Source organism: Stenotrophomonas sp. Steno-Z1 (genome assembly GCF_056393175.1).
Map to the genome: position 1 here is coordinate 1 of NZ_JBWJPB010000003.1, position 16,861 is coordinate 16,861.

The 16,861-nt window shown below is 68.8% G+C and carries 14 protein-coding genes; 10 read left to right on the forward strand and 4 right to left on the reverse strand.

The window, feature by feature from the left end:
- Nucleotides 1-200 precede the first annotated feature (200 nt).
- Nucleotides 201-1,412 (reverse strand): tyrosine--tRNA ligase, encoded by a 1,212-nt coding sequence (gene tyrS, locus AC06FD_RS10720; RefSeq protein ID WP_259206546.1) that lies wholly within the window; start codon nucleotides 1,410-1,412, stop codon nucleotides 201-203.
- 168 nt (nucleotides 1,413-1,580) lie between these two features.
- Between tyrS and AC06FD_RS10725 the strand changes: the two genes are divergently transcribed.
- The gene (locus AC06FD_RS10725) at nucleotides 1,581-3,056 is read left to right on the forward strand and encodes a peptidoglycan DD-metalloendopeptidase family protein (protein WP_478077783.1); all 1,476 of its coding nucleotides are present in this window, start codon (nucleotides 1,581-1,583) and stop codon (nucleotides 3,054-3,056) included.
- 88 nt (nucleotides 3,057-3,144) lie between these two features.
- Nucleotides 3,145-4,272, forward strand: coding sequence for an anhydro-N-acetylmuramic acid kinase (locus tag AC06FD_RS10730; RefSeq protein WP_478077784.1), 1,128 nt, complete (start codon nucleotides 3,145-3,147; stop codon nucleotides 4,270-4,272).
- 153 nt (nucleotides 4,273-4,425) lie between these two features.
- Here AC06FD_RS10730 and AC06FD_RS10735 read toward each other — a convergent pair whose 3' ends face one another.
- The 3 genes from AC06FD_RS10735 to AC06FD_RS10745 all read right to left on the reverse strand — a co-directional run bounded on the left by AC06FD_RS10735 (nucleotide 4,426) and on the right by AC06FD_RS10745 (nucleotide 6,841).
- Nucleotides 4,426-4,653 carry a hypothetical protein gene (locus AC06FD_RS10735; RefSeq protein WP_259206550.1) on the reverse strand — a complete coding sequence of 76 codons (228 nt, stop codon included), beginning with the start codon at nucleotides 4,651-4,653 and terminating at the stop codon, nucleotides 4,426-4,428.
- 95 nt (nucleotides 4,654-4,748) lie between these two features.
- Nucleotides 4,749-6,044, reverse strand: coding sequence for an AmpG family muropeptide MFS transporter (locus tag AC06FD_RS10740; RefSeq protein ID WP_478077785.1), 1,296 nt, complete (start codon nucleotides 6,042-6,044; stop codon nucleotides 4,749-4,751).
- Nucleotides 6,041-6,841 (reverse strand): exodeoxyribonuclease III, encoded by an 801-nt coding sequence (locus tag AC06FD_RS10745; protein WP_259206552.1) that lies wholly within the window; start codon nucleotides 6,839-6,841, stop codon nucleotides 6,041-6,043. Before AC06FD_RS10745 ends, AC06FD_RS10740 begins: the two co-directional genes overlap by 4 nt.
- Before the next feature lie 195 nt (nucleotides 6,842-7,036).
- Here AC06FD_RS10745 and pyrE point away from each other — a divergent pair, with 195 nt between their 5' ends.
- The 8 genes from pyrE (at nucleotide 7,037) to AC06FD_RS10785 (ending at nucleotide 16,728) form a co-directional block, all read left to right on the forward strand.
- Nucleotides 7,037-7,696 (forward strand): orotate phosphoribosyltransferase, encoded by a 660-nt coding sequence (gene pyrE / locus AC06FD_RS10750; RefSeq protein ID WP_259206553.1) that lies wholly within the window; start codon nucleotides 7,037-7,039, stop codon nucleotides 7,694-7,696.
- Nucleotides 7,697-7,716: 20 nt separating this feature from the next.
- On the forward strand, nucleotides 7,717-8,379 hold the full coding sequence (locus AC06FD_RS10755; protein ID WP_449336390.1) for a hypothetical protein: 663 nt from the start codon (nucleotides 7,717-7,719) through the stop codon (nucleotides 8,377-8,379).
- 408 nt (nucleotides 8,380-8,787) lie between these two features.
- Nucleotides 8,788-8,880, forward strand: a complete 93-nt coding sequence (locus AC06FD_RS10760; protein WP_017355708.1) for a potassium-transporting ATPase subunit F — start codon at nucleotides 8,788-8,790, stop codon at nucleotides 8,878-8,880.
- A gap of 12 nt (nucleotides 8,881-8,892) precedes the next feature.
- Nucleotides 8,893-10,611, forward strand: a complete 1,719-nt coding sequence (gene kdpA / locus AC06FD_RS10765) for a potassium-transporting ATPase subunit KdpA (protein ID WP_259206555.1) — start codon at nucleotides 8,893-8,895, stop codon at nucleotides 10,609-10,611.
- Nucleotides 10,612-10,637: 26 nt separating this feature from the next.
- The gene (gene kdpB, locus AC06FD_RS10770; RefSeq protein ID WP_478077786.1) at nucleotides 10,638-12,689 is read left to right on the forward strand and encodes a potassium-transporting ATPase subunit KdpB; all 2,052 of its coding nucleotides are present in this window, start codon (nucleotides 10,638-10,640) and stop codon (nucleotides 12,687-12,689) included.
- Nucleotides 12,686-13,330: a potassium-transporting ATPase subunit KdpC gene (gene kdpC, locus AC06FD_RS10775; RefSeq protein WP_394163007.1), complete on the forward strand. Its 645-nt coding sequence runs from the start codon at nucleotides 12,686-12,688 to the stop codon at nucleotides 13,328-13,330. The genes kdpB and kdpC overlap by 4 nt, the downstream gene beginning before the upstream one ends.
- A 37-nt stretch (nucleotides 13,331-13,367) precedes the next feature.
- Nucleotides 13,368-16,028, forward strand: coding sequence for a sensor histidine kinase (locus AC06FD_RS10780; protein ID WP_259206559.1), 2,661 nt, complete (start codon nucleotides 13,368-13,370; stop codon nucleotides 16,026-16,028).
- A complete protein-coding gene (locus AC06FD_RS10785; protein ID WP_259206560.1) occupies nucleotides 16,009-16,728 on the forward strand; it encodes a response regulator transcription factor in 720 nt (239 codons plus the stop codon). Before AC06FD_RS10780 ends, AC06FD_RS10785 begins: the two co-directional genes overlap by 20 nt.
- Nucleotides 16,729-16,861: the final 133 nt, after the last annotated feature.

Below are 16,861 nucleotides of genomic sequence, written 5' to 3' on the forward strand. Positions count from 1 at the left end.
TTTCCGTCAACACCTTCTTTCGAAGTGGCTGAAGTCCTGTTCCTTCGCGGTTGCCGCCTTGCGGCGACCCCTGCGTCGGGGGAGGGAAAGTATGTCCCTATCGGGAGCGTTTGTGAAGGGGGTAGACGACATTTTTTCACCTCGCCTCCCTCCCATTCATGCTGGATGGGGTCCGGATGGTCCGGAACCCCTTGTGCCGCTTAGGCTGCGACCAGCAAGACGCGTGCGAAGGTGCGCTTGCCGACCTGCAGCAGGCCTTCAAAACCGGGCACGAACACCTGCTGGGCGTCGTCCACCACCTCGCCATCGACCTTCACCGCACGCTCCTTGAGCTTGCGGGAGGCCTCGGAGTTGCTCGGGGTGAGCCCGGCAGCCGTCAGCAGGGCACCAATACGCAGGCCTTCGGCCGGAATCGCCACTTCCTGCAGCGGCAGCAGGGTCACATCGCCCTGCCCGGTCACCGCCGCGTTCCAGCCGGCGATGGCCTGTTCGGCCGCCGCCGCGTCATGGAAGCGGGTGGTCAGCTCACGCGCCAGGCGCAGCTTGACCTCACGCGGGTTCAGGCCGCCGGCCTGGACCTGCTCGCGCAGGGCCAGCGCTTCGGCCTGGCTGATATCGAACGAGAGCAGCTCAATCCAGCGCCACATCAGGTCGTCGCCGATCTTCATGGTCTTGGTGACCATGTCGATCGCCGGCTCATTGATGCCAATGTAGTTGTTGAGCGACTTGGACATCTTGGCCACGCCGTCCAGGCCTTCCAGCAGGGGCATGGTCAGCACGATCTGCGGCTTCTGCCCGTAGTGCTCCTGCAGGCCGCGGCCCATCAGCAGGTTGAACTTCTGGTCGGTGCCGCCGAGTTCGACGTCGGCCTCCAGGGCCACCGAGTCATAGCCCTGCACCAGCGGGTACAGGAACTCGTGCAGGGCGATGGACTGCTGGGCCGCATAGCGCTTGGCGAAATCGTCGCGCTCGAGCATGCGCGCCACGGTGTGCTGGCCGGCCAGGCGGATCATGTCGGCCGCGCCCATCTTGCCGAACCACTCCGAGTTGAAGCGGACTTCGGTCTTCTCGCGGTCCAGCACCTTGAAGACCTGGTCTTCATAGGTACGCGCGTTGGCGAGCACGTCGTCCTTGCTGAGCGGCTTGCGGGTGGCGTTCTTGCCGGACGGGTCACCGATCATGCCGGTGAAGTCGCCGATCAGGAAGATGACCTGGTGGCCGAGGTCCTGGAACTGGCGCAGCTTGTTGAGCAGCACGGTGTGGCCCAGGTGCAGGTCCGGGGCGGTGGGGTCGAAACCAGCCTTGACGCGCAGCGGGCGGCCGCTTTCCAGGCGCTGACGCAGTTCCTCGGACTTGAGGATTTCGTCGGCGCCACGACCGATCAGGGCGATGGCTTCTTCAATCGAGGACACGTGACAACTCCCGGCAATGCCTTATTTACATGAATGACGTTAAGTACAAGTTAACCGCAAGCGCTTCACAAAAGCCAATGGGCACAAGGGTTTGACGCGGTATTTATACCTGTCTATGTTACCGACGTTTGGGCCCGCGCTCCCGGGCCAGCCAGGAACAGACCGACGATGCTCAATTCCGATCAAGGCCGCGCACGCAAGCAGCGCTTCAAGGAACGTCTCCACGTCCTCCACGACACCGCCCTGCATCGGAAGCTCAAACAGCATCTTCCTGCCGCCTTCAACGAGCGCTGGACGCGCCGTCATTGGATGCACGCCAGCCTGTTCGCCACCATTGGCGCGCTGGTGGCCACGATCGTGCCGGGCTTCTCGCACACCATCGAAACCCCTTACACCGTGGGCCACTCGACCCTTGCCCTGCCCTTGCCGCCGCTGTCGCTGGAGCGCCAGAAGCAGGTGCCGGGCGACAGCTGGCAGGTGCTGCGGGTGCAGCGCGGGCAGACCCTGAGCAACCTGTTCGACGAGGCTGGCATCCCGGCCACGGTGATGCACCAGGTGCTGGAGCACCCGGGTGCGCGCGAGGCGCTGACCAGGCTGCGCCCCGGCGCGGAGATCGCCTTCGACCTGCCGCTGTCCGGCGACCTGCGCACGATCCGCTTCGACCGCGATGCCGACAACCGCGTGGAGCTGTCGCTGAAGGATGGGCAGATCGCCGAGAAGGTGATCAAGCGCGAATCCTCCACCCGTCGCGTGGTCGCCAGTGGCGAAATCACCAGTTCGCTGTACGTGGCCGCGCGCAAGGCGGGGCTGTCGCCGTCGGCGATCGCCACGATGACCGACGAGATCTTCAAGTACGACATCGACTTTTCCAAGGACCTGCAGCCGGGCGACCGCTTCAGCGTGGTGCTGGATGAAACCTGGCGCGAAGGCGAGAAGGTGGACACCAGCAAGATCCTGGCGGCCACCTTCACCTCCGGTGGCAAGACCTACAGCGGCTTCCGCTTCGACCGCAACGGCAAGTCCGAGTACTTCGACGTGAGCGGGCGACCGCTGAAGAAGAGCTTCATCCGCATGCCGATCCCGTTCGCCCGCCTGAGCTCCAGCTTCGGCGCGCGCAAGCACCCGGTGCTGGGCAAGATGCGCATGCACAAGGGCGTGGACTATGCCGCGCGCACCGGCACCCCGATCATGGCCGCCGGCGACGCCCGCGTGCAGTTCGCCGGCACCCAGCGTGGCTACGGCAACGTGGTGATCCTCGACCACGGCCGCGGCCACACCACGCTGTACGGGCACATGTCGCGCTTCGGCGCGATCAAGACCGGCCAGCGCGTGGCCCAGGGCACGGTGATCGGCTATGTCGGCTCGACCGGCCTGGCCACCGGCCCGCACCTGCACTACGAATTCCGCGTCAATGGCGAGCATCGCAACCCGCTGTCGGTGACGATGCCGCCGCCGGAGCCGCTGAAGGGTGCCGAGCTGGTGGCCTTCCGCGCGCAGACCGCGCCGGCGCTGGCCCGTATCCAGGGCATGGAAAAGCTGATCTACGCCGATGCCAGCCCGGCGCCGCAGGCGGCCCCGGCCGCCACCCAGGCCCAGACGCAGACCGCCAGCGTGGCCAAGCCGAGCAAGCGCACTCGCGGCTGATCGGCCGCGGCAGCGCGCGGCCACGCGCGCATTGACGGCGGCAACGGGTTGCGCGGAAGCTGGGCGCACCCCGTTTGACTGGCCGGCCATGACCGCTGTCGTTGATCCGCATACCCCGCTTTACCTGGGCCTGATGTCCGGCACCAGCGCCGATGGCATCGATGCCGCACTGGTGCAGTTCCCCGAGGCGGGCGGCTGTCGTTTCGTCTTCGGCCACACCCACCCGTGGGACCCGGCGCTGCGCGCCGAACTGATCGGCCTGGGCGAAGGCGGGGCGATCGGCTCGCTGGACGCGCTGGGCCGCATCGATGCGGCGATCGGGATCACCTTTGCCGAGGCAGCCAATGCCCTGCTGCGTTTGAGCGGCGTGGAGCGCAGCCAGGTGCGGGCGATCGGTTCGCACGGGCAGACGGTGCGCCACCGGCCGCTGGCCGATCCGGCGTTCACGATGCAGCTGGGCGATGCCAACCGGATTGCCGAGGCGACCGGGATCACCACCGTGGCCGATTTCCGTCGTCGCGATGTGGCTGCAGGCGGCCATGGCGCGCCGCTGATGCCGGCCTTCCACCTGGCCATGCTCGGTACCGCCGGGGAAGACCGGGCGATCCTCAACCTGGGCGGGATCGCCAACCTGACCCTGATTCCCCGCGACGGCGTGCCGCGCGGCTTCGATACCGGCCCGGCCAATGCGCTGATGGATGCCTGGTGCCAGCGCCACCGGGGCGTGCCGTTCGATGCGGACGGGGCGTTTGCGGCCAGTGGGCAGGTGGACGAGGCGCTGCTGGCGCACTGGCTGGCCGAGCCGTGGTTCGCGCTGCCGCCGCCGAAGAGCACCGGGCGCGAGCAGTTCCACCTGGACTGGGCACAGGCGGCGATGGGCGACGGCCAGCACGCCGCCGCCGATGTGCAGGCCACGTTGCTGGAACTGACCGCCGCGACGGTGGCCGATGCGTTGCGGGCGCACCTGCCGGGGGCGGCGCGGGTGCTGGTGTGCGGCGGCGGGGTGCGCAACCCGCAGTTGCTGCGCCGGTTGGCGGCGCGGTTGCCGGGGGTGGTGATCGAATCCAGCGCGGTGCATGGCCTGGACCCCGATTACCTGGAGGCGATGGGGTTTGCGTGGTTGGCGCAGCGGACGCTGGACGGCTTGCCGGGGAATCTGCCGAGCGTGAGCGGGGCGCGGGGACCGCGGATCCTGGGGGCGATACATCCGGCGTAGGGCGAGGGCAAGGGCAAGAGCAAGAGCAAGGGCAAGAGCAAGAGCAAGAGCAAGAGCAAGAGCAGCCGAGCATGGCTCGGCTCTACCGGGGTGGGAGGCCTTGTGCACGCCTGCGGATCGCTCCCCTATCGGTGGGGGCGCCACCGCCCTGCGTTACACCCCTTTGGCGTCCGGCAAGGCCTGCAGCGCGGCGATAGCGTCGGCGAGGGCGTCCACTTCCGGGTTCTGGAAACCGCTGCGGACTTCCAGTTCGCTGGCGAACAACCCCTGTTCGAGCAGCGCGATGCAGGTGTATTCGCGGGTCCAGCCGCGTGCGACCGCCACGCGCCGGATGCGTTCGTTCAACAGCGGGTCCAGATCCCGCAGCAGCAGATCGACCATTGTTCTCCCCGTTGGCAACGCACCGCCCCCACGGTACAACGGGGTGGATCATGGCGCAGCAGGGCGCGCCGGGCAACCTGACAGGCCCGTCCGGCTCAGGCGCTGCTGCGGTCGCGGATGCGCGGCCACAGCCAGACCAGCAACAGCAGGGTCGGGATGACGGTGGTGGCGCTGAAGATGAAGAAGGTGCTGTAGGAGGTGGCTTCGACGATATAGCCGGAGGCGCCGCCGACGAACTTGCCCGGCAGGTTGGCCAGCGAGACGAGCAGCGCGTATTGGGTGGCGGTGAAATTGCGGTCGGTCAGCGAGGACATGAAGGCCACCAGCACGGTGCCGGCAAAGCCCTGGAACAGGTTGTCCGCGCTCAGCGCCGCGTAGAACGCCCAGAGCTGACCGGGGTTGTGCGCCATCAGCAGGAACACCAGGTTCGACAACGCCACGCCGAGGGCGGCGACCAGCAGCATGCGGCGGAAGCCGAAGGCGGCCACGGCGATGCCGCCGATGAAGGCCCCGCCGATACCCATCCACACGCCGAACAGCTTGGACACGGTGGCGATGTCGGCCTTGGTGAAGCCCGAGTCCAGGTAGAACGGCCCGGCCATCACGCCGATGACCTGGTCGGGGAACTTGTAGAGGCCGACGAAGGCCAACAGCACCAGCGCCAGGACGATGCCATTGGTGGTGAAGAAGCTGGCGATCGGCTGCCAGAACGCCCCGAAGAAATCGATGCGACGCTGGATGCGCACTTCCGGCTGCGCCGGCTCGCGGCAGACCAGGGTGGCGATTATCGGCAGCACCATCAGCGAGGCCATCGCCAGGTATGCCACGATCCAGCCTTCGAACTGGGCCAGGTACAGCGCGCCGGCACCCGCCAGGATCAGGCCGATGCGGTAGCCCAGCGTGTAGGTGGCGGCCAGCGCAGCCTGCGCGCTCTCCGGGGCGATCTCGATGCGGTAGGCATCGACCACCGAGTCCTGGGTGGCACCGGCGAAGGACGCCACCAGCACCCACAGCACCAGCGGGGTGACACCCAGATCGGGCCGCACGAATGCCAGCGCGAACAGGCCGCCGGTGACGCCCACCTGCGAGGCCAGCAGCCACGAACGGCGGCGGCCGAGGAAGCCGATCAGCGGGAAGGCGTAGCGGTCGATCAACGGCGCCCAGACGAACTTGAGCAGGTAGAAGAAGCTGGCGAGGCTGATCAGGCCGATGCTGCCCAGGTCCAGGCCGACGTCACGCAGGCGGGTGGAGAGGGTCTGCGAGGCGATGAGCAGGAACGGCAGGCCGCTGCCAAAGCCGAGGAAGGCCATGGTGAGTGCCGAGGGCGTGCCGAAGGCACGCTTGATCCCGGCCCAGCCCTTGTAGGACACCGGCGCGGCCGCGTCGGTCATGGGGCGTAGTCCACCGTGAACGGGGCATGGTCGGAGAAGCGTTCATCGCGGTAGACCGCGCAGCTGCGCAGGCGATCGCGCAGGCCGGGGCTGACGAACTGGTAGTCGATGCGCCAGCCGACGTTGTTGGCCCGGGCCGCGCCGCGGTTGCTCCACCAGGTGTAGTCCTGGCCTTCCGGATGCAGCAGGCGGTAGGCGTCGGTCCAGCCCTGGCCGGCGCCGATGTCCAGCGCCTGGCCGGCATCGGCGCACTGGCCGTTGAGCCAGTCGCGCTCGGGCGGCAGGCAGCCGGAATTCTTCTGGTTGGATTTCCAGTTCTTGATGTCCAGCGCGGAGCGCACGATGTTCCAGTCGCCGCACAGGACGTAGTCGCGGCCGCTGGCCAGCCACTGTGCCAGGATCGGGCGCAGCCACTCCATAACTTCGTACTTGAAGCCCTGGCGGAGGTCGCCCGAGCTGCCCGAGGGAATATAGAAGGAGACCACGCTGAGGTTGCCGTAGCGGGCCTCGATATAGCGGCCTTCATCGTCGAACGGCGCCCAGCCGAGCGAGGTGATGACCTGGTCGGGCTCGCGCTTGCTGTAGATGGCCACGCCGCTGTAGCCCTTCTTGGTGATGGCGTCGCGGTAGAAGCAATGGTGGCCGTCCGGGCGGAACATCGGGTCGGTGAGCTGGTCTTCCTGGGCCTTGGTTTCCTGGATGCAGAGCACGTCGGCGTCCTGGGCGCGGAACCAGTCGAGGAAGCCCTTGGTGGCGGCGGAGCGGATGCCATTGGCGTTGAAACTGATGATGCGCATGCTGACCCGGGTCTGGAGCGGTAACCGGGAAAGCATACCGGGAAGACCCCGCCCCGGCTCGCCGGGATGCGCCATGGCAGCGCGCGTCGGCCGGGCCCCAAGGCCGGCTGCGCCCCCGCGCCGGCCGGGCCCGGAGGGCGAAAAAAGCCCCCATGCATTAGGATTTGCGGTCCAAATGAATTGAATAGAGTCCTGATGAGCGACCATCGCCACCGTTTCCTGCAACTGGCCCTCACCGCCGACGCCCTGCGTTTTGGCCAGTTCACCCTCAAGTCGGGCCGCCTGAGCCCTTACTTCTTCAATGCCGGCCGCTTCGATTCCGGCGCCCTCATGGTCCAGCTGGCCGCCTGCTACGCCGATGCGGTGGAGGCCACCGGGCTGAAGTTCGACGTCGTGTTCGGCCCGGCCTACAAGGGCATCCCGCTGGCCACCGCGACCGCCTGTGAATTCGCCCAGCGCGGCCGCGACCTGCCGCTGTCGTTCAACCGCAAGGAAGCCAAGGCCCATGGCGAAGGCGGCCAGCTGATCGGCGCGGACATGAATGGCAAGCGCGTGCTGATCGTGGATGACGTGATCACGGCCGGTACCGCCATCCGCGAGGCGCTGACCATCATCAAGGACGCCGGTGGCACCCCGGCCGGGATCGTGGTGGCGCTGGACCGCCAGGAGATCGCCTCGGAAACCGACCGTCGCTCGGCCGCCCAGTCGGTGGCCGAAGAAGCCGGGATTCCGGTGGTGGCCGTGGCCACGCTGGCCGACCTGCTTGATTTTGCCTCCGGAAATCCGGAACTTGTGGGGTACCGGCAGCCGCTGGAGGACTATCGGTCCCGTTACGGCAGCCGTCCTACGCGTTGAGAGCAGGGGGCTCGCCAACCATGTCCAGGATCGCCACGACCATCTTGATCGGCCTGTTGCTGGCCGTATCCACGCTGCCGGCGCAGGCCCAGCGCGGCAAGAACGAGCCAAAAGCAAAGAAGCTGTACTGCTGGAACAAGGGTGCCGAGCGGATCTGCAGCGATGCCCTGCCGCAGGATGCGGTGAACAGCGCGCGCGAGGAATTCAGCGCCGCCAGCGGCCTGCGTCGTGGCGAAGTGGAGCGCACCTTGACCGAGGAAGAGCGCGCTGAGGCGGCGGTCGTGGCTGCGCAACGCCAGCTCGACCTGGCTGCCGAACAGACCCGGCAGCGCACCGAGCAGGCGATGCTGTCCACCTACGAGAGCGAGGACGACCTGCGCCGGGTGTTCACCGAGCGCACCGGGATCCTGGACAACAACGTGCAGACCGCGCGCTACAACGTGGCCAGCCTGCGCGAGGCGTTGGTGAGCCTGCTGGGCACGGCCGGCGATCGCGAGCTGGCTGGCAAGCCGGTGGCCGAGAAGCAGGCCAGGAGCATCCAGCAACGCCACAGCGAGCTGGTGACGCAGCGGCGCATGCAGGCCTCGTTCGAAGCGCAGCGCAAGGCGCTGGACGTGGAGATCGAGGAGACGCTGCAGCGGTATCGGTTGTTGAAGGGCGTGGGGACCGATCCGCGGGCGTGAGCGGGCGGACGGTGTGGACAAGAGAGGCGGCCGGTTGGCCGCCTTTTTTGTGGGTGTCGACCGGGGGGCTTGCCGGCCGCTGGGCGCATCGCGCCTCCGGCCAGGGTCATGAGGCGCCGGTCAACGGCCGGCACGACCGGCCGGATGCAGGATGGCCGGGTGCGGCCAAGGGGCAGCCAGGAGCAGCCAGGAGCAGCCGACCAACGGTCGGCGCTACGATTGTTTATGCACTTTTTACGCTGGGGCGTGGTGCCGGGCGTGGCCCCTTTATGCCGGTGGGGCAGACGATGGGCGCCTGACGTGGAGTGGTTCCACCTGGACGTCCCATGAGCCTGTTTCTGCCTGTGTTCCCCACCGCCGCTGCGCCTTGCGCCGCCGCGTTCCCTTCCCGCGTTTGAGGCCACGACCATGCCTGCCTGGCTTTCCCTGGTGTGCGGCGTGCTGGTGCTCGTCGCCGCCGCCTATCTGCTGTACGTCGTGCTTCGGCCCGAAGCGTTCTGACCGGAGCCGACCATGACCGAGATCCTGTTGATCCTGCTGGCCAGCATCGTGCTGGCCTTTCCGCTTGGGCTGTACCTGGCCCGGGTGATGCGCGGCGCGCCGATGCGGGGCGATGCGCTGTTCGGGCTGATTGAAAAACCGCTGTACCGGCTGCTGGGGGTGAATCCCGCCCGGGGCATGTCCTGGCGCGGCTATGTGATGGCCTTCGTGCTCAGCAACGTGGTGATCGCGGTGCTGGTGCAGGCGGTCTTCATGACCCAGGCCTGGCTGCCGTTCAACCCCGACCAGATCCCCAACATGCGCTGGGACACGGCGCTGCACACGATGGTGTCGTTCCTGACCAACACCAACCAGCAGCACTACTCCGGCCAGGCGCAGCTGTCCTACTTCGCGCAGATGACCGCCATCACCGGCCTGCAGGTGGTGACGCCGATGATGGGCCTGGCGCTGGTCGTGGCCACGCTGCGTGCGCTGTTCGGTGCGCGTCCGGAGGACGTGGATGCAGAACAGGCCGCACAGCTCAGCGCGGACCGTCGCGTGGACGTGGGCAACTACTACGCCGACGTGGTGCGTTCGTGCGTGCGCTTCATGCTGCCGCTGTGCCTGCTGTGGGCGGTGCTGCTGACCAGCCAGGGCGTGCCCTCGACGCTGGCGGCCGGGCCGCAGGCGACGCCGATCGATGCGGCCGCCGGCATGGAGACGCAGAAACTGCCGCTGGGCCCGGTCGCGGCGATGGTCGCGGCCAAGCAACTGGGCACCAACGGGGGTGGCTGGTACGGCCCCAACAGTTCGATGCCGCTGGAGAACCCGACCCCGTTGTCCAACGCGCTGGAACTGATCGGCATCCTGCTGATCCCGATCGCGGTGATCTTCATGCTGGGTGCGTTCACCGGGCGCCGGCGCCTGGCCGGGCTGGTGTTCGGCTGCATGCTGGCGATGTCCAGCGTGTCGGTGGCGGCCACGGTATGGCTGGAAGGCCATTCGGCCACGGCGGCCAGCCCGCTGCTGATGGAAGGCAAGGAAGTGCGCATCGGCGCCGATGGCACCGGCCTGTGGGCGGCGATCACCACGCAGGTGTCCAACGGCTCGGTCAACGGCATGCATGACTCGCTCAGCCCGCTGGCCGGTGCGGTGCCGATGATCAACATGCTGGTCAACGCGATCTGGGGCGGCATCGGTTGCGGCCTGCAGCAGTTCATCGTGTACCTGCTGCTGGGCGTGTTCCTCGCCGGGCTGATGACCGGGCGCACCCCCGAGCTGCTGGGGCGCAAGCTGGAGACCCCGCAGATCCGCCTGCTGGCGCTGCTGGTGCTGCTGCAGCCGATCACCATCCTGGGCTTCACTGCGGTGACCCTGGCGATTCCGGCGATCACCGGCACGTCCAATCCCGGCTTCCACGGCGTCAGCCAGGTGTTCTACGAGTACGTGTCGGCGTTTGCCAACAACGGCTCGGGCTTCGAAGGCCTGGGCGATGCCACCCCGTGGTGGAACCTGAGCTGCACCCTGGTGCTGCTGCTGGGCCGCTACCCGGTGCTGATCATCCCGCTGATCGTGGCCGCGCAACTGGCCGCCAAGCGGCGGGCGCCGGAATCGGCCGGCACGTTGCAGATCGAGACCCCGACCTTCGCGCTGACCCTGATCGCGCTGATCGTCATCCTGACCGTATTGCAGTTCATGCCGGCGCTGGTATTGGGCCCGGTGGCCGACCACCTGTCGTTGACGCTGCACTGAGACCTGATGTCGTGAGTACATCTCCCATGAGTACCTATCCCTTGAACGTTTCTTCCCACCGCCGCCAGCGCCTGCTCGATGCCGCCGGCTGGCGCCGCGCCCTGCGCGATGCGGTGATCAAGCTGTCCCCGCGCCACCTGCTGCACAGCCCGGTGATGGCGGTGGTGATGGCCGGCACCGTGGTCAGCCTGATCGTCACCCTGAGCGGCAACGCACCGCTGGGCTTCGGCCTGGCGGTCACCGCGATCCTGCTGCTGACCGTGCTGTTCGGCAACTTCGCCGAAGCGGTGGCCGAAGCGCGCGGGCGTGGCCAGGCGGCCTCGCTGCGGCGGGCGCGGCAAGACCTGAGCGCGCGTCGGCTGGCCGCCGCGCATGCCGGTGCCAGCGAGACCCAGGTGCCGGCGGCCGAGCTGCGCCCCGGCGACCATGTGATCGTCAGCGCCGGCGAGCTGATTCCCGCCGATGGCGAGATCGTGCAGGGCCTGGCCACCATCAACGAAGCGGCGGTGACCGGTGAATCGGCACCGGTGCTGCGCGAGGCCGGCACCGACCGCAGCGGCGTGATCGGCGGTACCAAGGTGCTGTCGGACCAGGTCATCGTGCGCATCACCGCCGAGCCGGGGCACAGCTTCCTGGACCGGATGATCGCACTGGTGGAAGGCGCCAACCGCCAGAAGACCCCCAACGAGATCGCGCTCACCCTGCTGCTGGCGGCGATGACGCTCACCTTCCTGATCGTGGTGGCCACGCTGCCGGCGATCGGGGCGTTCGTCGGCGTGCAGGTAGACCCGCTGCTGCTGATCGCGCTGCTGGTGTGCCTGATTCCCACCACCATCGGCGGGCTGCTGCCGGCCATCGGCATTGCCGGCATGAACCGGGCGCTGGCCGCCAACGTGCTGGCCAAGTCGGGCAAGGCGGTGGAAGTGGCCGGCGACGTGGACGTGCTGCTGCTGGACAAGACCGGCACCATCACCTACGGCGACCGCCAGGCCACGCACTTCCATGCACTGGCCGGGATCGACACGCCGCAGCTGCGCGAAGCCGCACTGTTGTCTTCGCTGGCCGACCCGACCCCGGAAGGCAAGTCGATCGTGCGCCTGGCGCGCGAGCAGGGCTGCACCACGGCAGAGCCGGACCGCGCGGACTATCTGGCCTTCAGCGCGCAGACCCGCATGTCCGGCGTGGACCTGGACGGGGGCCGCCGCATCCGCAAGGGCGCGGCCGATTCGATCAGCGCCTATGTGCGTGAGCTGGGCGGCACCGTGCCGGCGGAACTGCCGGGCCGCGTGGAGCAGGTGGCACGCAACGGTGCCACCCCGCTGGTGGTGTGCGAAGGCCGCCACGTGCTGGGCGTGATCGAGCTGTCGGACGTGGTCAAGCACGGCATGCGCGAGAAGTTCGCGCAGCTGCGCGCGATGGGCATCCGCACGGTGATGATCACCGGCGACAACCCGCTGACCGCGGCGGCCATCGCTGCCGAGGCCGGCGTGGACGACTACATCGCCGAGGCCCGCCCGGAAGACAAGCTGGCGCGTATCCGGGCCGAACAGGCCGGCGGGCGGCTGGTGGCGATGGTGGGCGACGGCACCAACGACGCCCCGGCGCTGGCCCAGGCCGACATCGGCCTGGCGATGAACTCCGGTACGCAGGCCGCCAAGGAAGCCGGCAACATGGTCGACCTGGATTCGGACCCGGCCAAGCTGCTGGCGGTGGTGGAGGTGGGCAAACAGCAGCTGATCACGCGCGGCGCGCTGACCACCTTCTCGCTGGCCAACGATGTGTCCAAGTACTTCGCGATCCTGCCGGCGCTGTTCGCCTCCACCCTGCCGGCGATGGCGGCGTTGAACGTGATGCACCTGTCCAGCCCGCGCAACGCGGTGCTGGCGGCGCTGATCTTCAACGCCCTGGTGATCCCGGCGTTGATTCCGCTGGCGCTGCGCGGGGTGCGCTTCCGCCCGGCCACCGCGACCGCGCTGCTGCGCCGGAACATGCTGGTGTACGGCCTGGGTGGCGTGCTGCTGCCGTTCGCGGCCATCAAGTTGATCGACCTCTTCCTCGTCTCGGTATTCGGCGCATGAACCGCTCACTCGCAACCTCCCTGCCCCGCGCCGCGCGCGCCCCTGCCACACGCGCGGCCACCCTACAGCAGCACGGCGCGTGGCGCCCGGCACTGGTGCTGGGCCTGGTCAGCCTGCTGCTGCTCGGCCTGGCCTATGCCCTGGCCGCCACCAGTGCCAGCCGGTTGCTGTTCCCGGCGCAGGCTGATGGCAGCCTGCTCATCCGCGATGGCCAGGTGCGCGGCTCGCAGTTGATCGCCCAGCCGTTCACCGGCGATGGCTACTTCCAGGCGCGCCCGTCGGCGGCCAACTACGACCCGATGGCCGCGGCCGGCAGCAACCTGGCCCGGACCAACCCGGCGCTGCAGGAACGCGTGCAGGCCAGCATCGCCGCGGTGGCCGTGCGCGAAGGCGTGGCCATCGCGCAGGTGCCCAGCGACCTGGTGACCCAGTCCGGCGCGGGCATGGACCCGGAGCTGTCGCCAGCGGCCGCACAGCTGCAGGTCGCCCGCGTGGCGCGCAGCCGCGGGTGGCCGGCCGAGCGCGTGGCGGCGCTGGTGCAGGCACATACGCAGGGGCCGCAATGGGGCGTATTCGGCCAGCCGCGGGTCAACGTGATGACCCTCAACCTGGCGCTGGATGACCTCAAGGCCGCCCCGTGATGCGGGGATCGCAGCGGCCGGTGCACAATCGCCACCCATGAGCGACCCACGTACCCGCCAGGCCGATGCCCTGGTTGAACGCCTGCAACGCGAAGCCGGCGGCAAGCTCACCGTGTTCCTCGGTGCCGCCCCCGGCGTGGGCAAGACCTTCAGCATGCTCAGCCGCGCGCACGAACAACTGCGTCGCGGCGTGGATGTGGTCGTCGGGCTGGTGGAAACCCACGGCCGCGCCGAGACCGCCGCGTTGCTGGAGGGCCTGCCGCAGGTGCCGCTGGTGCAGCGCGACTACCAGCAGCACGTGCTGGGCGAGATGGACCTGGACGCCGTGCTGGCGCGCCACCCCGCGCTGGTGCTGGTGGACGAGCTGGCCCACCGCAACGTGCCCGGCAGCCGCCACGAGCGCCGCTGGCAGGACGTGGAGGAACTGCTGGAGGCCGGCATCGATGTCTGGACCACGGTCAACATCCAGCACCTGGAGAGCCTCAACGATGTGGTGATGCGCATCACCGGCGTGCGGGTGAGCGAGACCGTGCCCGATGCGGTACTCGACCGCCTGCACGACATCGTGCTGGTGGACCTGCCCCCGCGCGAGCTGATCGAGCGCCTGCAGCAGGGCAAGGTGTACGTGCCCGAGCAGGCCGCCCAAGCCCTGCAGGCGTTCTTCTCGCCGGCCAACCTCACCGCGCTGCGCGAACTGGCCATGCAGGAAGCGGCCGATCGGGTGGACAGCAGCCTGCGCGAGACGCGCGCCGCGCGCGGCGAGGCCAACCTGCCGCTGCGCCGGCGCGTGCTGGTGGCCATCGATGGCGGCGGCCAGAGCGAGTACCTGGTGCGCGTGGGCCGGCGCATCGCCGAGCGCCGCGATGCGCCGTGGACGGTGGTGACCGTGCAGGGCCGGCGCAACGACGAAGACACCCGGCGCGAGATCGACGCGGCCTTCGCCCTCGCCCGCCGCCTCGGCGGCGAGGCCGAACTGCTGCACGGATCGAGCATCGCCGACGCGCTGCTGGATCACGCCGCGCACAACAGCGTGTCCACGCTGGTGCTGGGCCGCACCCGCGAGCGCCCGGTCGCGCGGATGCTCAACCGCACCCTCACCCAGCAATTGATCCAGCGCGGCGCGCATTACGAGATCACCATCATCGGCACCCCGCAGGCGCGCGCACGGGCGCGCCGCACCGGGCTGTCGATGCCCAGCCGCAGCACCGGCCAGGACACCTTGCTGGCGCTGGGCGCCACCGCGATCGCCTGCCTGGTGGCGCTGGTGGCCGAGCGCTGGGTGGGGCTGTACGACCTGTCGATGGTGTTCATCGTGGCGGTGGTGATGGTGGCCGCGCGCAGCCGCACCAGCGCGGCGGTAATCGCCGCGGCGCTGTGCTTCCTGGCCTACAACTTCTTCTTCATCGCCCCGCGTTTCACCTTCGCCATCAGCGCGCGCCAGGGCGTGATCACCGTCTTCCTGTTCCTGGCCGCCGCGCTGGTGGCTGGCCGGCTCGCCTCGCGGCTGCGCATGCAGGTGCTGGCGTTGCGCGCCTCCAACCGGCATGCGAACGCGCGCCAGGCACTGGGCCGTCAGTTGACCCGCGCAGCCAGCAACGAAGAAGTGGCACAAGCCGGGCGCGAAGCGCTGGAACAGGCGATGGACGCCCCGGCCTGGCTGCGCATCGGCCCGCACACCAGCACCAGCGGCAGCGCCGCGCCCGGCGAGACCGACCTGGCCGCCGCCGACTGGGCGCGCCGCCACGGCCAGCCCAGCGGCCGCTTCACCGATACCCTGGCCGGCGCGGAGTGGTGGTTCCTGCCGCTGCTGGATGGCGATGACCGCGCCATCGGCGTAGCCGGCATGCGCTTCGCGCGGAATGCGCCGCGCCTCACCCCCGAGCAGCGCCAACTGGCCGAGGCGATGGTGGACGACATCGCCCAGGCCGCGCTGCGCACGCAGCTGGTGGCCGACCTGGAAAAGGCGCACGTGAGCAACGAGACCGAGCGCCTGCGCTCGGCGCTGCTGTCCTCGGTGTCGCACGACCTGCGCTCGCCACTGGCGGCGATGATCGGCTCGGCCGACAGCCTGGGCAGCTATGCCGATGCGATGGACGCGCAGGACCGCCGCGCCCTGCTGGACACCATCCTGGTGGAAGGCGAGCGGCTGGACCGCTACATCCAGAACCTGCTGGACATGACCCGGCTGGGCCACGAAGGCCTGCAGATCAACCGCGACTGGATCGGCGTGGACGAGCTGGTCGGCTCGGCCGCACGCCGGCTGCAGCGCTACCAGCCGGAGGTGCAGCTCAAGCTGGACATCCCGGCCACGCTGGCCCCGATCTGGGTGCATCCGGCGCTGGTGGAACAGGCGGTGTTCAACGTGATGGAGAACGCGGCCAAGTTCTCCCCGCCCGGCGCGGCGGTGGAAGTGCAGGCGCGGCTGGTGGAGGGCGAGCTGCGCATCGACGTGCTGGACGCCGGCCCGGGCATCCCCGATGAGGAGCGCGCGCGCATCTTCGACATGTTCTACAGCGTGGAGCGCGGTGACCGCGGCCGGCATGGCACCGGCCTGGGGCTGACCATCTGCCAGGGCATGATCGGCGCGCACGGCGGCAGCGTGCAGGCGCTGCCGGGGCGCGACGGACGCGGTACCCTGATCCGCATCACGCTGCCCCTGCTGCAACCGCACCCTGCCGATGACAACGACGAATCCTGACCCCACCCAAGGCGTACCCCCGGCCCGCGTGCTGGTGATCGACGATGAAGCGCAGATCCGCCGCTTCCTCGACATCAGCCTGCGCGCGCAGGGCTACCGCGTGGTGCAGGCCGCCACCGGCCAGGCCGGGCTGGAAGCCCTGGTGAGCGAGGGCGCGGACGTGGTGATCCTGGATATCGGGCTGCCGGACATGGAAGGGCATGAGGTGCTGGCCGAGCTGCGCCAGTGGAGCCAGGTACCGGTGATCATGCTCACCGTGCGTGCCAGCGAGACCGAAAAAGTGCGGGCGCTGGACAACGGCGCCAACGACTACGTGACCAAGCCGTTCGGCACGCAGGAGCTGATGGCGCGGGTGCGCGCACTGCTGCGCTCGCGCACGGTATCCAGCGACGGGGTGCTGCCACAGTTCGACGATGGGCACCTGCATATCGACCTGGTGCGGCGCGAGGTGCATCTGGATGGCACGCCGGTGGCTCTGACCCGCAAGGAATATGCGCTGCTGTCGCTGCTGCTGCGCAATGCCGGCCGGGTGGTGACCCAGCCGCAGATCCTGCAAGAAATATGGGGGCCGACGCACCAGGAAGACACGCATTACCTGCGCATCCTGGTGGGGAAATTGCGGCACAAGCTGGGCGACTCGGCGCTGGATTCGCGGTACCTGTTCACCGAACCCGGCGTGGGGTTGCGGTTCAAGGGGTGAGGCGGGAGAGCAGCCGAGCATGGCTCGGCTCTACCGATGCACGGCATTGCCGGCGCGTCGCGATCGACGGGCGTAAGCCCGATTTGCGTCAATGCCTGCGCGTCGTGACCAACGGGCGTAATCGCGATGTGTG

What these genes read in the sequence shown, in the direction of transcription:
- AC06FD_RS10780 (WP_259206559.1), top strand. Translation starts at nt 13,368, where the DNA reads ATGAGCGACCCACGTACCCGCCAGGCCGATGCCCTGGTTGAACGCCTG.
- AC06FD_RS10740 (WP_478077785.1), bottom strand. Translation starts at nt 6,044, where the DNA reads ATGACCGACGCGGCCGCGCCGGTGTCCTACAAGGGCTGGGCCGGGATC.
- AC06FD_RS10760 (WP_017355708.1), top strand. Translation starts at nt 8,788, where the DNA reads ATGCCTGCCTGGCTTTCCCTGGTGTGCGGCGTGCTGGTGCTCGTCGCC.
- kdpA (WP_259206555.1), top strand. Translation starts at nt 8,893, where the DNA reads ATGACCGAGATCCTGTTGATCCTGCTGGCCAGCATCGTGCTGGCCTTT.
- AC06FD_RS10725 (WP_478077783.1), top strand. Translation starts at nt 1,581, where the DNA reads ATGCTCAATTCCGATCAAGGCCGCGCACGCAAGCAGCGCTTCAAGGAA.
- AC06FD_RS10785 (WP_259206560.1), top strand. Translation starts at nt 16,009, where the DNA reads ATGACAACGACGAATCCTGACCCCACCCAAGGCGTACCCCCGGCCCGC.
- pyrE (WP_259206553.1), top strand. Translation starts at nt 7,037, where the DNA reads ATGAGCGACCATCGCCACCGTTTCCTGCAACTGGCCCTCACCGCCGAC.
- AC06FD_RS10735 (WP_259206550.1), bottom strand. Translation starts at nt 4,653, where the DNA reads ATGGTCGATCTGCTGCTGCGGGATCTGGACCCGCTGTTGAACGAACGC.
- kdpB (WP_478077786.1), top strand. Translation starts at nt 10,638, where the DNA reads ATGAGTACCTATCCCTTGAACGTTTCTTCCCACCGCCGCCAGCGCCTG.
- AC06FD_RS10730 (WP_478077784.1), top strand. Translation starts at nt 3,145, where the DNA reads ATGACCGCTGTCGTTGATCCGCATACCCCGCTTTACCTGGGCCTGATG.
- kdpC (WP_394163007.1), top strand. Translation starts at nt 12,686, where the DNA reads ATGAACCGCTCACTCGCAACCTCCCTGCCCCGCGCCGCGCGCGCCCCT.
- AC06FD_RS10745 (WP_259206552.1), bottom strand. Translation starts at nt 6,841, where the DNA reads ATGCGCATCATCAGTTTCAACGCCAATGGCATCCGCTCCGCCGCCACC.
- AC06FD_RS10755 (WP_449336390.1), top strand. Translation starts at nt 7,717, where the DNA reads ATGTCCAGGATCGCCACGACCATCTTGATCGGCCTGTTGCTGGCCGTA.